Genomic DNA, 13,870 nt, shown 5'->3' on the forward strand with positions numbered 1-13,870 from the left:
AAGACAAGATTATTCAGAAGACATCATGAGCAACAACCAGCAAGCGGCCGGCACCAACACCCCCCAGCACCCTGCCCAGCAAGCGCCAGCTACCACCAACAACAACGGCAAGCGCAAGCGCATGCTGCTGTCGCTGACCGCGGCAATTGTGGTCGCTGGCATCGGCTATGGCGTTTACTGGGGCATGTACGCCCGCCACTTTGAAAACACCGACGACGCCTATGTCGCCGGCAACGTGGTCCAGGTCACGCCGCTGGTGGGCGGCACCGTGGTGTCGATCTCCGCCGACGACACGCAACTGGTCACCGCCGGCCAGCCGCTGATCCAGCTTGACCGCGCCGATTCGCAGGTGGCGCTGGAACAGGCCGAGGCCCAGCTGGCACAGGCCGTGCGCGAAGTGCGCACGCTGTATGTCAACAACGGCTCGCTCGCCGCCAACGTGGCGCTGCGCGAAGCCGACGTGGCCAAGGCCCGCGACGACCTGCGCCGCCGCCAGGCCATCGCCGGCTCGGGCGCGGTCTCGAATGAAGAGATCTCGCACGCGCAGTCCGCGCTCAAGGGTGCGGAGTCGGCGCTGCTGGCCGCGCGCGAGCAGCTGGCGTCGAACAAGGTGCTGACCGACCAGACCACGGTGGAGAAGCACCCCAACGTGCAGCGCGCCGCCGCCAGCCTGCGCTCGGCCTACCTGTCGTTCGCGCGCTCGGCCATGCCGGCGCCGGTCACCGGCTACGTTGCCAAGCGCTCGGTGCAGGTCGGCCAGCGCGTGGCCGCCGGCGCGCCCCTGATGGCCGTGGTGCCGCTGGATCAGGTCTGGGTCGACGCCAATTTCAAGGAAGTGCAGATCACGCATATGCGCATCGGCCAGCCGGTGACGCTGGAAGCCGACGTGTACGGCTCCAAGGTGGAATACCAGGGCAAGGTCGCCGGCTTCTCGGCCGGCACCGGCTCGGCCTTCTCGCTGCTGCCGGCGCAGAACGCCACCGGCAACTGGATCAAGGTGGTACAGCGCCTGCCGGTGCGCATCGCGCTTGACCCGCAGCAGCTCAAGGACCACCCGCTGCGCGTGGGCCTGTCGATGACCGTCAAGGTCGACGTGCGCCGCGAGGAAGGCGCCGCCATGGCCGCCGCCGCGCCGGCCAAGCCGATGCAGACCGATGTCTACGACAAGGTTGCGCAGGACGCCGACCAGCTGATCGCGCGCATCATCGCCGCCAACAACGGCGGCCGCAGCACCGGCCTACCCTCGGCCAGCGCCGCCAACGCCAAGCCCGCCAACACCTGACCATGGCCATCTCCCCCTCCGCCGCGCAGTCCGGCGGCAGCCAGGCGCCGGCGCGGCCCGTCCGGCCGCTGGCGCAGCCGCAGCCGCAGCCGCTGACCGGCGGCAAGCTGGTGGTCGGCACCATCGCGCTGTCGCTGGCCACGTTCATGAACGTGCTGGACTCGTCGATCGCCAACGTATCGATCCCGGCGATTTCAGGCGACCTGGGCGTGGCGCCCAACCAGGGCACATGGGTCATCACCTCGTTTGCGGTGGCCAATGCGATCTCGGTGCCGCTGACCGGCTGGCTGACCACGCGCTTCGGCGCGGTGCGGCTGTTCATCACCTCGATCCTGCTGTTCGTGCTGGCATCGTGGCTGTGCGGCGTCGCGCCCAACCTCGAGACGCTGCTGGCCGCGCGGGTCCTGCAGGGCGCGGTGGCCGGGCCGATGATCCCGCTGTCGCAGTCGCTGCTGCTGTCGAGCTATCCGCCGCAGAAGAGCACCATGGCGCTGGCACTGTGGGGCATGACCACGCTGGTGGCGCCGATCATGGGCCCGCTGCTGGGCGGCTGGATCTCGGACAACATGACCTGGCCGTGGATCTTCTACATCAACGTGCCGGTGGGCATCGTCACGGCCTATGTCACCTGGGCCATCTACAAGGACCGCGAAACCCCGACCAAGGTGCTGCCGATCGACCGCATCGGCCTGGCGCTGCTGGTGATCTGGGTGGGCTCGATGCAGCTGATGCTCGACAAGGGCAAGGAACTGGACTGGTTCCACTCGACCGAGATCGTGGTGCTGACGCTGGTGGCGATTGTCGGCTTCCTGTTCTTCCTGATCTGGGAGAGCCATGAGAAGCACCCGATCGTCGATATCAGCCTGTTCAAGGGCCGCAACTTCAGCGCCGGCGTGGTGGCCATCTCCGTGGCATATGGGCTGTTCTTCGGCAACCTGGTGATCCTGCCGCTGTGGCTGCAGACGATTGTCGGCTATACGGCCACGGACGCGGGCATCGTGATGGCGCCGGTGGGGATCTTTGCGATCCTGCTGTCGCCGCTGATTGGCAAGAACCTGCCGAAAATGGATGCCCGCTGGGTGGCCACGGCCGCGTTCATCACCTTCGGCATCGTCAGCCTGATGCGCGCCGGCTTCACGACGCAGGTGGACACCCGCACGCTGATGATCCCGACCCTGATCCAGGGCGCGGCCATGGCAATGTTCTTCATCCCGTTGACCTCGATCATCCTGTCGGGCCAGCCGCCGGAAAGGATTCCGGCGGCGTCAGGACTGTCCAACTTCGTCCGGATCACGTTCGGGGCCATCGGCGCGTCGATCTCGACCACGCTCTGGGAAAACCGGACAGCGCTGCACCACGCGCAGCTGGTGGAACAGGTGAACCCGTACAACCCGGCCTACCACGACCAGCTCAACCACCTGATGCAGATGGGCATGAGCCAGGCCCAGGCGATCGGCGTGATCGAGCGCAATATCACCCAGCAGGCGGCCATGCTCGGCGCCAACGATATCTTCTGGATCTCGGGGATGCTGTTCTTCGTGCTGATCGGCTTTGTCTGGCTGACGCGGCCGGCCAAGGGCGGCGGCGGGTCGGCGGATGCGATGGCGGCGCACTGACCCCCACCTCGCCGGTTTTCAAGACTTGGCCCCTGATCGGGGCCATTTTTTTTGCTTCGCCGCCGGATTGCCGCGCCAGGAATGCCCCCCTTGTGTTCCTGTCCTTGTGCCTCTATTATTTGCAAACCGATTTACGGAACCTTGGTTCCAAAAAACGGAACCTGAGCGGGTAAGAGAGATGTGGAGCGTGGAGCGGCGGAGTGAGCATTCTTGAAGGCGTGGAAAGCGTGCTGGACATGTTCGGACATCACCGGCACGAGATCACTTTTAACGATGTCCTGGACGAACTTGGCCTTGCCAAGAGTTCGGCCTCGCGCCTGCTCGCCCAGATGGTGCGCTACCGCCTGCTGGAACTGCAGCCGTCCACGCGGCGCTACCGCCCTGGCGCGCTGCTGATCCGCGCAGCGCAGGCTGCTGCGCAGGCGCATCCGTTCGACGAGCAATGCCGCGAGATCCTGGCCACGTTGTCCGATGCCACCGGCTTCACCGCCTACCTGTCGATGCTGGACGGCACCGACACCGTCGTGCTGCAACGCCTGAACGGCAGCAATCCGGTGCAGGTGCTGTCGCCGCCCGGCGCACGCCGGCCGGCATTCACCACGGCGATGGGCCGGGTACTGCTGTCGCGCCTGCCCGAGCCTGACTTCAACTCGCGCTATGGCGCCACCGGCACCCGCAAGCTGCCGGATGCACCCGCAGGCTGTCCCGCCACGGTTGCCGAGCTGCGCGAACGCGTGGCGACGGCCCGCGCCGAGCGCAGCGCCATCGCCGTGAATGAAGGCATGCCCGGCATCGGCGCCGTGGCCGCGACGCTGGCAGACCCGCTCTCAGGCGACGTGCGCGGACTGTGCCTGTCTTTCACCGCGATGCAGGTCAGCCAGGCCCAGGCCCAGGCGCTGCGCGCGACGCTGGTGCAGGCCGTGGCACCCGTGGGACAGCGCATCGGCGACCCACTGTGGCTCGACGCCGCCCCACTTATCTAGACTTCGCCGCAACGACTTATGGAACTCCTGTTACTCAGCAACTCCAGCAGCGACGCCGGCTACCTGGTACACGCCCAGGCGGCAATCCGGGACCTGGCCACCGGCCGCAAGACTGCCTGCTTCATCCCGTTCGCCGGCGTCACGCGCGACTGGGACACCTACGAGACGCTGGTCCGCGACGCTTTCGCGCCGGTCGGCATCGCGGTGCAATCGCTGCACCGGCTGGCCGAGCCGGCGGCAGCCGTGCGCGCCATCGAAGCGGCTGAACTGATCGTCGTTGGCGGCGGCAACACGTTCCGCTTGCTGCAATGCCTGCGCGAGCGTGGCCTGCTGGCGGCGATCTCGGCGCGGGTGCGATCCGGTGCCGCGCGCTATATCGGCTGGAGCGCCGGCGCCAACCTGGCCTGCCCGACCATCCGCACCACCAACGACATGCCGGTGGCCGACCCGGGCGGCCTGGACGCGCTGGCGCTGGTCCCCTTCCAGATCAACCCGCACTACTTCAACCTGGTCGTGCCCGGCTTCCGCGGCGAAACGCGCGACCAGCGCCTGGCCGAATTCACCGTGCTGCAGCCCGACATGCCGGTGCTGGGCCTGCCCGAGGGCAACTGGGTGCGGGTCTCGGACGATCGCCTCGAAATGGGCGGCGCCCATGCCGCGCGCTGGTTCTGGGGCGCGGACATTGCCGACGTGCAGCCCGGCGCGCTGTCGCTGCCGCGCTGAATTTGCCGGCCTGAGTGCCCAGCGTACAGAACCCCACCCCAGCCCCAGGAAGTCAAGCAAGATGTCTATCAAGCAGGTTATTGAATCGATCGAGCTGCTGTCGGCAGCGAATGTCGACGGCGCAGCCGTCGCCTCACTGCTGCGCTCGCGCGGCCTGGACGATGTCACCGTCACGCGCGTGGAAGAGAACGGCCTCTACACCGATTTCCTCGCCTGCACGGTACCCGGACAGAACCCGGACGCGCCCGCACTTGGCGTGGTGGGCCGGCTGGGCGGCGTCGGCGCACGCCCGGCCGTGACGGGACTGGTGTCCGATGCCGACGGCGCCATCGTGGCCGTCGCCAGCGCGCTGAAGCTGGCCGACATGGCCGCCACCGGCGACGTGCTGGCCGGGCCGGTGCGCATCCACACCCATATCTACCCGCATGCCGCCACGCGGCCGCATCATCCGGTGCCGATGATGAAATCGCCCTTTGCGATGCGCACGATGATGTCGCATGAGGTGCACCCGCGCATGGCGGCGATCCTGTCGGTCGACACCACGCGCGGCAACCGCTTCGTCAACCGCCGCGGCGTGGCGCTGACGCCGGTGGCCAAGGAAGGCTGGCTGCTGCGCCTGCCGGAGCGGATGCTGGACCTGATGGGATGGGTCAGCGGCGAACTGCCGATGGTGTTGCCATTGACCACCCAGGACATCACGCCGTATGAGAACGGCCTGTGGCATGTCAACTCGATCATGCAGCCGGCCATCGTGACCCCTGCCCCGGTGGTGGGCGTGGCGCTGACCGCGCAGACCACTGTGCCAGGCTGCGCAACCGGCGTCACCAACGCCTTCGACATCGACGTGGCGACGCGCTTCTGCATCGAGGTGGCGAAGCAGTTCGGCCAGGGCCAGTGCGACTTCTATGACGCGGCCGAGTGGGCCGAGCTGCAGCGCCGCTATGGCTCGCTGGCCCATCTGCAGACCGTGGGAACCGAGGCATGAACACGCCTGCCGCACGCCAGCCACGCGTGGCCTTCGTCACCATCGGGCAGGCGCCCAGGACAGATGTGGTCCCGCAGATGATTGCCGACCTGGGCCTGCCGGCCACGGTGGAAGAATTCGGCATCCTGGACGCGCTGGGCCCGCAAGACATTGCCGCGCTGGCGCCCGCGCCCGGCGAGTACCGCTTTGCCAGCCGGATGCGTGACGGCACGCAGGCGGTGATGGGCAAGCCGGTGGCCGAGGCCATGCTGGCCCGGCTGATGACCTCGCTGGACGACGGCCGCTTCGACGCCCTAGTGCCACTGTGCACCGGCACCGCCCTGCCGCCGATGCGGACCCTGGTCATCGAACCGCAGCAGATAGTGGACCACCTGACCGTGGCGCTGGCGCAGGGCTCCAAGCGGCTCGGCATCGTGTTGCCGCTGGAAGCCCAGGTAAGCAGCTTCCACCTGATCCAGCCGGCGCCCTGCGAACTGCGCGTCACCCATGCCTCGCCTTATACCGACGCCAGCACCGATCGCTTCGCGCAGGCGGGCGAGACGCTGCGCGGCTGCGACCTGGTGGTGATGCACTGCATGGGCTACACCGAAGCCATGCGGGCCGAGGTGGCGCGCCATGCCGGCGCGCCGGTGCTGCTCTCCAACCGCATGGTGGCAAGGCTGCTGGGACAGGTACTGGCTGGTGCCGCGGCCTGAATCCAGGCACGAAGCGAATCCATTTTCGGGTAAGGGCAAGCCCGCTGACAGATTGCCCATGACACTGCTGGAGTGGAAGTAACAATGAAACAGGTGGCGAAGTGGATGGGGCCGCTGGCACGCGGCATGATGTGGGTGAGCCTGGGCGCGGCGGTGATCCCGGGCGCGCAGGCGCAGGAGTGGAAGCCGGCCAAGCCGGTGCGCCTGCTGGTGGGCTTTGCGCCCGGCGGCTCGGCTGATCTGCTGGCGCGCCTGGTGCAGGCGCCGCTGTCGGAAAGCCTGGGGGTTCCGGTGGTGGTGGAGAACGTGCCGGGTGCGGGTGGCAATATCGCCGCCGACAAGCTGGCCAAGGCCCCGGCCGACGGCTACACCATCGGCATGGGCGCCGCCGGCGCGATGGCGGTGACCCACGTGCTCAACCCCAAGGGCACGCCATACAAGGCGGATGATTTCACGCCCATCGCCATGCTGGCCACCCAGCCGAATGTTGTGATCGTCAATCCGGCCCTGCCGGTCAAGACCATGGCCGACTTCGTCGCCTACGTTAAAAAGACGCCGCAGGTCACCTACGGCACCGCCGGCGTCGGCACGTCGAATCACCTGATTGCCGAAACCATGCTGCACCGTCTTGGCATCGACATGGTCCATGCGCCGTACAAGGGTGCCACCCCGGTGATCACCGACCTGATGGGCGGGCATATCGCCATGACGGTCGACAACATCACCACCGCGGCGACGCTGGCCAAGACCGGCAAGGTCAAGGCGCTGGCAGTCACCGGCAGCAAGCGCTCGCCCCTGTTGCCGGAGGTGCCGACGCTTGCCGAGAGCGGCCTGAAGGACTTCAACATGCCGACCTGGCAAGGCATCTTCGGGCCGAGGGACCTGCCGAAGGCAATCGTGGTCCGCTACAACCAGGCGCTGGTCAAGGCCTTGGCGAACCCGGAAGTCAGGAAGAAGATGGCTGAATTCGGCTCCGAGCCCGTGGGCGATACACCGGAGCATTTCGCCGGGTTCCTCGCCCAGGATCGCAAGATGTGGGCCGATGTCATCAAGACGGCCAAGATCACGCTCGAGTAATTGCTGACGGGGCGGCCACTTGCGCCCCTCGCGCAATTTACAGCTTGACCAGCCGCTCCGGCCGCAACGCGCCTTCGCGCATGCGTGCCACGCCCAGCAGCCGGGCTGGTTCGCCGGCATAGACGCGCGCCAGCGCATCCTCGGCCAGCCCGGTGGCGGCCGGCAGGTCGCGCTGGGCGATGCGCTGGCCCTGCAGGAAGCGCGCTGCGGCGGCGTCATCCAGATGCACCGGTGCACACTTCTGCAGCAAGGCGTCCACAGGTGCGAGCATGGCCGGGCGCTGTGCATCGTCGTGCTGTTCGATCTGCTCCAGCGTCACCGCGCCGTCCAACGTCAGGTCGCCCACGGCGATCCGGCGCAGTCCGGTCAGGTGCGCGCCGCAGCCCAGCGCTTCGCCGATGTCCTCGGCCAGCGTGCGGATATAGGTGCCCTTGCTGCACGTCACCCGCATCGTGAACGACAGGGCATCGGGCAAGGCACAATCCAGCAGCGCAATCGAACGGATGGTGACGCGGCGCGCCGCGCGCTCCACGGTCTGGCCGGCGCGCGCGTATTCATACAGCGGGCGGCCGTCCTTCTTCAGCGCCGAATGCATCGGCGGCACCTGTTCGATCTCGCCGAGGAAGCTTGCCAGCGCCTGCTCCACCGCGGCGCGGTCGCAGGTGACCTCGCGCACGTCGAGCAACTCGCCTTCGGCGTCGCCCGTGCTCGAGCGCGCGCCCAGCCGCACCACGGCGTCATAGGTCTTGTCCGCTTCCAGCAGGTCTTGCGAAAACTTGGTGGCTTCGCCGAAGCACAGCGGCAGCAGCCCCGTGGCAAGCGGATCCAGCGTGCCGGTATGGCCGGCCTTGGCCGCGCGCAAGAGGCGCTTGGCGCGCACCAGCGCGTCGTTGGACGACAGGCCCAGCGGCTTGTCGAGCAGCAACACACCATGGACCTCGCGGCGCGGCAGGCGCGGCGGACGGTTGGCGTTGGAATCGGTCATCTGGAGAAAGCGGGAGGCGGGACGGCGATGCGGCGCGGATGGCGGCAACGTGAACGTAGTGGCCGCGAAACCCATGCCAGGGCGGCATGGGCGCCGGCTTCAGTCGTCTTTCGAACGCGTGGCGTTCGCTTCGTTGATCAGCTTGGACATCTCGATCGCATGTTCGACCGAGGTATCGTGGAAGAAGCGCAGCGTCGGCACGGTATGGATGTGCAGGCGCTTGTACAGCAGCGAGTGCAGGTAGCCGGCCTTTTCGTTCAGGATGGCTTCCGCCTCGGCGGCTTCGGCGCCCAGCACGGTGAAGTACACCTTGGCGTGCGCATAGTCGGGCGTCAGCGCGACCGACTGCAGCGTGACCAGGCCGAGGCGCGGGTCGCGCAGTTCGCGCTGGATCATCTCGGCCAGGTCCTTCTGGATCTGGTCGGAGATGCGGAGATTGCGGGAGGAGATGCTGCCTTTCTTGGCCATTCAATACAGTCTGGTCGAGATGACAACGGCAGGCCGAAGCCTGCCGTTGCTTGCGACGCCTTACAGCGTACGCGCCACCTCTGTGATTTCGTACACCTCGAGCTGGTCGCCTTCCTGAACATCATTGAAGTTCTTGATCGACAGACCGCACTCGAAGCCTTGCTTGACTTCCTTGACGTCGTCCTTGAAGCGCTTGAGCGAATCCAGCTCGCCGTCGTGGATGACCACGTTGTTGCGCAGCACGCGCACCAGCGAGTTGCGCTTGACCAGGCCGTCGGTGACCATACAGCCGGCCACCGCACCGATCTTCGGCACGCGGAACACCTGGCGCACCTCGACCTGGCCGATGGTGGTCTCGCGCTTCTCCGGCGCCAGCATGCCCGACATCGCCGCCTTGATCTCGTCTACCGCATCGTAAATGATGTTGTAGTAGCGGATATCGATGCCGTTGTGCTCGGCCAGCTTGCGCGCACCAGCGTCGGCACGCACGTTGAAGCCGATGATGACCGCCTTCGAAGCCGTCGCCAGGTTGACGTCGGATTCGGAGATGCCACCCACGCCGCCATGCACGATCTGCACGCGCACTTCGGCGGTCGACAGCTTCTGCAGCGACTGCACCAGCGCTTCCTGCGAACCCTGCACGTCGGCCTTGACGATCAACGGCAGCGTCTGCACTTCGCCTTCGGCCATCTGCTCGAGCATGTTCTCCAGCTTGGCGGCCTGTTGCTTGGCCAGCTTCACGTCGCGGAACTTGCCCTGGCGGAACAGCGCGATTTCACGTGCCTTGCGCTCGTCCGGCAGCACCAGCACTTCTTCACCGGCGGCAGGCACTTCCGACAGACCCTGGATTTCCACCGGGATCGACGGGCCTGCTTCCTTGGTCGGCTTGCCGTTCTCGTCCAGCATGGCACGCACGCGGCCGTAGGCGCTGCCAGCCAGGACCACATCGCCACGCTTGAGCGTGCCGCTGCTGACCAGGATGGTTGCGATCGGGCCCTTGCCCTTGTCCAGCTGGGCTTCCACCACCAGGCCCTTGGCCGGGGCATCCACCGGAGCGGTCAGTTCCAGCACTTCGGCTTGCAGGAGCACTTGCTCGAGCAGCTCTTCCACACCGGTACCCATCTTGGCGGAAACCGGCACGAACGGCGAATCGCCGCCGTATTCTTCCGGCACCACCTGCTCCGCCACCAGTTCCTGCTTGACGCGGTCCGGGTTGGCATCGGGCTTGTCGATCTTGTTGATCGCCACCACGATCGGCACACCGGCAGCCTTGGCATGCGCAATGGCTTCCTTGGTCTGCGGCATCACGCCGTCGTCGGCGGCCACCACCAGGATCACGATGTCGGTCGCCTTGGCACCGCGGGCACGCATGGCCGTGAAGGCCTCGTGACCCGGGGTATCCAGGAACGTGATCACGCCGCGGTCGGTTTCCACATGGTAGGCACCGATGTGCTGCGTAATCCCGCCAGCTTCGCCCGCAGCCACCTTGGTGCGGCGGATGTAGTCCAGCAGCGAGGTCTTGCCGTGGTCGACGTGACCCATCACGGTCACCACCGGCGGACGCGGCAGCAGTTCGGCATCGGTGTGTTCCTCACCGCCCACCACCAGCAGCGCTTCCGGATCGTCCAGCTTGGCGGCATACGCCTTGTGGCCCATTTCTTCCACCACGATCATGGCGGTTTCCTGGTCCAGCACCTGGTTGATGGTCACCATCTGGCCGAGCTTCATCATCTGCTTGATGACCTCGGATGCCTTGACGGCCATCTTGTGCGCCAGGTCGGCCACCGAGACGGTTTCCGGCACGTGCACTTCACGCACCACCGGCTCGGTCGGCGCCTGGAAGCTGCTGCGGCTGTCGTCATGCTGTTGCTGCCTGCCGCCGCGGCCACGCGGGCCACCGCGCCAGCCGCCCACGCCACCCGAGGTATCGCCGCGGGTCTTCAGGCCGCTGCCCTTCTTGCGGCTGCTGTCGTCCTGCCAGCCCGCCTTCACGACCTTGCCCTTCTTGTCGGCAGTTGCCGTGGTCGTGGTCGTGGTGGCCGGCTTCTTGTCGTCCTTCTTCGCTTCCGTGGTCGCACCGGCCGGCTTCACCGGCTTGTGCAGCGTACCGGTCTGCTCGGCCTTCTTCTCTTCGGCCTTGCGCTCGGACGGCGCCTTCAGCACGCGGGGCGGCGCGTTCAGCATCTGCTGGATCGCACGGGCCTCGGCTTCGGCAGCCTCGCGGCGCTTGCGCGCAGCGACTTCCTGCTCGGCGCGGGCCTTGTCGGCGGCAGCCTTGGCCTCGTCGGCAGCCTTCTGCGCCTCGGCGCGTTCGGCGGTGACGCGTGCCTTCTCGTCCTCTGCCTTCTTGCGCGAGGAATCCTCGTTGGCCTCGGTCACGGCGCGCGACGCGGCAGCCTCTTCCTCCGCCTTGCGGGCGGCGAGTTCGGCCTGGCGGCGCTGTTCAGCCTCCAGCGCTTCCTGGCGGGCGCGGCGCTCGGCTTCCTCGCGCTCGGCTGCCTCGCGGGCGGCCTTGGCTTCAGCTTCCTGGCGCGCCAGCAGTTCGGCCTGCTGGCGTTCTTCCTCGTCGCGGCGAGCTTCCTCGACAGCATCGACGACAGGCGCCTGGGCTTCGACCGCGTCGGCCTGGGCATCGGGCGCAGCTTCGTCGCGCTTGATCAGCACGCGCTTCTTGCGCACTTCCACCTGGACCGTGCGGGTCTTGCCAGTGCCATCCGACTGGCGGATCTCGGAGGTTTCGCGCTTGGTCAGTGTGATCTTCTTGCGGGAGCTGTCGTCGGCCTGGCCGTGCGAGCGCTTCAGATAGTCCAGCAGCCTGGTCTTATCCGATTCCGTGATGATGTCTTCTGGCGTCGCTTTGCCCACCCCAGCCGCCTGCAATTGTTCCAGCAGGGCAGCTGCGCTGCGACTCAGTTCTGCGGCCAGTTGGGCAACTGTTGTGCTTGCCATTCAAACCCTTTCAATGCTTGGTTTCTACGTCGGGACAGATTGTTGCGGAAAGCGCGCCCGGGCTGGCGTTGGCCGGCCCGGCCGTGTCCCTCAGTTGAACCAATGTTCCCGTGCTTTCATGATCAGCGACTTGGCTTCTTCCTCGCTGACACCGGTCATCTCGACCAGCTCGTCCACGGCCAGTTCGGCCAGGTCGTCACGCGTATGGATATCGCCTTCGGCCAGCTTGCCGATCAGTTCCGGGTTGAGGCCGTCGAGCGAGCGCAGGTCCTGCGACACCTCTTCCACCTTTTCTTCCCGGGCCAGTTCCATCGTCAGGAGCGCATCACGCGCGCGATTGCGCAGCTCGTTGACGGTGTCTTCGTCAAAGGCCTCGATCTCCATCATTTCACTGATGGGGACATAAGCCACTTCTTCCAGCGTGGAGAAGCCTTCCTCGATCAGGATGTCGGCAACTTCCTCATCCACGTCCAGCTTGGACATGAACAGCTTGCGCACGACATCGCTCTCTTCGGCCTGCTTCTGCGCCGACTCTTCCTGCGTCATGATGTTGATCTGCCAGCCGGTCAGCTCGGTCGCCAGGCGCACGTTCTGACCACTGCGGCCGATCGAGACGGCGAGGTTTTCCTCGTCGACCACCACGTCCATGCTGTGCTTTTCTTCATCCACCACGATCGACTGCACCTGTGCCGGTGCCAGCGCGCCGATCACGAACTGCGCCGGGTCTTCCGACCACAGCACGATGTCCACGGCCTCGCCGCCGATCTCGTTGCGCACCGCGGTGACGCGGGTACCGCGCACGCCGACGCAGGTGCCGATCGGGTCGATGCGCTTGTCATGCGCGACCACGGCGATCTTGGCGCGCACGCCCGGATCACGGGCAGCCGCCTTGATCTCCAGCAGGCCTTGTTCCATTTCCGGCACTTCGTTCTCGAAGAGCTTGATCAGGAACTCGGGCGCGGTACGCGACAGTTCAATCTGCGGGCCGCGCGCGGCGCGGTCCACATTCAGGATATACGCACGCACGCGGTCACCGGTGCGCAGGTTTTCCTTGGGGATGATCTGGTCGCGGGCCAGCAGCGCTTCCACGCGGCCGGATTCGACGATCAGGCCCTTCTTGTCGGCGCGCTTGACCGTGCCGGTCATGATCTTCTCGCCGCGATCCAGGTAGTCGTTCAGGATCTGCTCGCGCTCGGCGTCGCGGATGCGCTGCAGGATCACCTGCTTGGCAGCCTGCGCACCGATGCGGCCGAACTCGACCGACTCGATCTGCTGCTCGATAAAGTCACCCAGCTCGATGCTGGGGTTTTCATCGCGGGCTTCGAACAGCAGGATCTGCTTGTCCGGCTCTTGCAGGCCCAGCTCGTCGGGAACGACCAGCCAGCGGCGGAAGGTTTCATGCTCGCCCGACTCGCGATCGATCGCGACACGGATATCCACGTCTTCCTCGAAACGCTTCTTGGTGGCCGAGGCGAGCGCCGCCTCCAGGGCACCGAATACCACATCCTTGTCGACGTTCTTCTCACGCGCAAGCGCATCGACGAGCAACAGAACTTCGCGGCTCATTGCTTGTTCCCTTTTCTTTGATTTCCTTTGAAGTCGATCACCGGCACCAGGCGTGCCTTGTCGACATCGGATACGGCAAATTCCAGCAGCGCCGGGCCATCTTTGCCTTCGAACTCCAGGCCAATCATCTCCTCGCCCGCCGCGCCGGTGGGCTCGCGCAGGATGCCTGTGAAGTTCTTCTGTCCGTTGACGGGCAGGCGCAGCGTCACGCGCACCTCCTCGCCGGCAAAGCGGACATAGTCGGCCAGCTTCTTCAGCGGCCGGTCCAGTCCGGGCGACGAGACCTCGAGGCGTTCATAGTCGACGTTCTCGACCGTGAACACGTGGGTGAGCTGGCGGCTCACCTTTTCACAATCCTCGATGGCAATGCCGGTTTCAGGCTGATCGATATAGACACGCAGCAATCCGGCCGGGGCACGCTCGAGCTCGACCAGCTCATATCCCATGCCGCTTAGGGTGGTTTCGATCAAATCTGCCAGATGCACTGTTATCCCGAGTAATGGCCATCAACACCGTGGCAGGCAAACCCGCCGGTGCCGTC

12 protein-coding genes are annotated in these 13,870 nt (G+C 66.2%); 7 read left to right on the forward strand and 5 right to left on the reverse strand.

Translation table 11 applies throughout. The annotated features are described in order from the left end of the window. Window positions 1-25 precede the first annotated feature (25 nt). The 7 genes from AC3WLE_RS26080 to AC3WLE_RS26110 all read left to right on the forward strand — a co-directional run bounded on the left by AC3WLE_RS26080 (window position 26) and on the right by AC3WLE_RS26110 (window position 7,361). Window positions 26-1,282 (forward strand): HlyD family secretion protein, encoded by a 1,257-nt coding sequence (locus tag AC3WLE_RS26080; RefSeq protein ID WP_492319928.1) that lies wholly within the window; start codon window positions 26-28, stop codon window positions 1,280-1,282. A 2-nt stretch (window positions 1,283-1,284) separates the two neighbouring features. After that, the gene (locus tag AC3WLE_RS26085) at window positions 1,285-2,898 is read left to right on the forward strand and encodes a DHA2 family efflux MFS transporter permease subunit (RefSeq protein ID WP_492319927.1); all 1,614 of its coding nucleotides are present in this window, start codon (window positions 1,285-1,287) and stop codon (window positions 2,896-2,898) included. Window positions 2,899-3,098: 200 nt separating this feature from the next. Continuing rightward, the gene (locus tag AC3WLE_RS26090) at window positions 3,099-3,881 is read left to right on the forward strand and encodes an IclR family transcriptional regulator (protein ID WP_492352282.1); all 783 of its coding nucleotides are present in this window, start codon (window positions 3,099-3,101) and stop codon (window positions 3,879-3,881) included. A gap of 18 nt (window positions 3,882-3,899) precedes the next feature. Beyond that, a complete protein-coding gene (gene pepE / locus AC3WLE_RS26095) occupies window positions 3,900-4,604 on the forward strand; it encodes a dipeptidase PepE (protein ID WP_492352281.1) in 705 nt (234 codons plus the stop codon). 61 nt (window positions 4,605-4,665) lie between these two features. After that, window positions 4,666-5,589 carry a DUF1177 domain-containing protein gene (locus AC3WLE_RS26100; protein ID WP_492356952.1) on the forward strand — a complete coding sequence of 308 codons (924 nt, stop codon included), beginning with the start codon at window positions 4,666-4,668 and terminating at the stop codon, window positions 5,587-5,589. Then, the gene (locus tag AC3WLE_RS26105) at window positions 5,586-6,284 is read left to right on the forward strand and encodes an AroM family protein (protein ID WP_492356951.1); all 699 of its coding nucleotides are present in this window, start codon (window positions 5,586-5,588) and stop codon (window positions 6,282-6,284) included. The genes AC3WLE_RS26100 and AC3WLE_RS26105 overlap by 4 nt, the downstream gene beginning before the upstream one ends. 84 nt (window positions 6,285-6,368) lie before the next feature. Then, window positions 6,369-7,361, forward strand: a complete 993-nt coding sequence (locus AC3WLE_RS26110) for a Bug family tripartite tricarboxylate transporter substrate binding protein (protein WP_492319922.1) — start codon at window positions 6,369-6,371, stop codon at window positions 7,359-7,361. 37 nt (window positions 7,362-7,398) lie between these two features. Here the strand turns inward: AC3WLE_RS26110 and truB are convergent, their stop codons facing one another. From truB to rimP, 5 genes are all read right to left on the reverse strand, one after another. Next, the gene (gene truB, locus AC3WLE_RS26115) at window positions 7,399-8,346 is read right to left on the reverse strand and encodes a tRNA pseudouridine(55) synthase TruB (RefSeq protein ID WP_492319921.1); all 948 of its coding nucleotides are present in this window, start codon (window positions 8,344-8,346) and stop codon (window positions 7,399-7,401) included. Window positions 8,347-8,445: 99 nt separating this feature from the next. Then, window positions 8,446-8,814: a 30S ribosome-binding factor RbfA gene (gene rbfA / locus AC3WLE_RS26120; protein ID WP_010809484.1), complete on the reverse strand. Its 369-nt coding sequence runs from the start codon at window positions 8,812-8,814 to the stop codon at window positions 8,446-8,448. A gap of 60 nt (window positions 8,815-8,874) precedes the next feature. Beyond that, the gene (gene infB / locus AC3WLE_RS26125) at window positions 8,875-11,763 is read right to left on the reverse strand and encodes a translation initiation factor IF-2 (protein WP_492319920.1); all 2,889 of its coding nucleotides are present in this window, start codon (window positions 11,761-11,763) and stop codon (window positions 8,875-8,877) included. Window positions 11,764-11,853: 90 nt separating this feature from the next. After that, window positions 11,854-13,329: a transcription termination factor NusA gene (gene nusA, locus AC3WLE_RS26130; RefSeq protein WP_010809482.1), complete on the reverse strand. Its 1,476-nt coding sequence runs from the start codon at window positions 13,327-13,329 to the stop codon at window positions 11,854-11,856. Further along, the gene (rimP, locus tag AC3WLE_RS26135) at window positions 13,326-13,814 is read right to left on the reverse strand and encodes a ribosome maturation factor RimP (RefSeq protein ID WP_492319919.1); all 489 of its coding nucleotides are present in this window, start codon (window positions 13,812-13,814) and stop codon (window positions 13,326-13,328) included. The genes nusA and rimP overlap by 4 nt, the downstream gene beginning before the upstream one ends. Window positions 13,815-13,870: the final 56 nt, after the last annotated feature.

This window comes from Cupriavidus sp. FW306-1B-F12B, assembly GCF_058781795.1.

Coding starts and splice junctions, on each gene's coding strand:
- truB (WP_492319921.1), bottom strand. CDS start 8,346: ATGACCGATTCCAACGCCAACCGTCCGCCGCGCCTGCCGCGCCGCGAG.
- pepE (WP_492352281.1), top strand. CDS start 3,900: ATGGAACTCCTGTTACTCAGCAACTCCAGCAGCGACGCCGGCTACCTG.
- rbfA (WP_010809484.1), bottom strand. CDS start 8,814: ATGGCCAAGAAAGGCAGCATCTCCTCCCGCAATCTCCGCATCTCCGAC.
- infB (WP_492319920.1), bottom strand. CDS start 11,763: ATGGCAAGCACAACAGTTGCCCAACTGGCCGCAGAACTGAGTCGCAGC.
- AC3WLE_RS26080 (WP_492319928.1), top strand. CDS start 26: ATGAGCAACAACCAGCAAGCGGCCGGCACCAACACCCCCCAGCACCCT.
- nusA (WP_010809482.1), bottom strand. CDS start 13,329: ATGAGCCGCGAAGTTCTGTTGCTCGTCGATGCGCTTGCGCGTGAGAAG.
- AC3WLE_RS26085 (WP_492319927.1), top strand. CDS start 1,285: ATGGCCATCTCCCCCTCCGCCGCGCAGTCCGGCGGCAGCCAGGCGCCG.
- AC3WLE_RS26100 (WP_492356952.1), top strand. CDS start 4,666: ATGTCTATCAAGCAGGTTATTGAATCGATCGAGCTGCTGTCGGCAGCG.
- AC3WLE_RS26110 (WP_492319922.1), top strand. CDS start 6,369: ATGAAACAGGTGGCGAAGTGGATGGGGCCGCTGGCACGCGGCATGATG.
- AC3WLE_RS26105 (WP_492356951.1), top strand. CDS start 5,586: ATGAACACGCCTGCCGCACGCCAGCCACGCGTGGCCTTCGTCACCATC.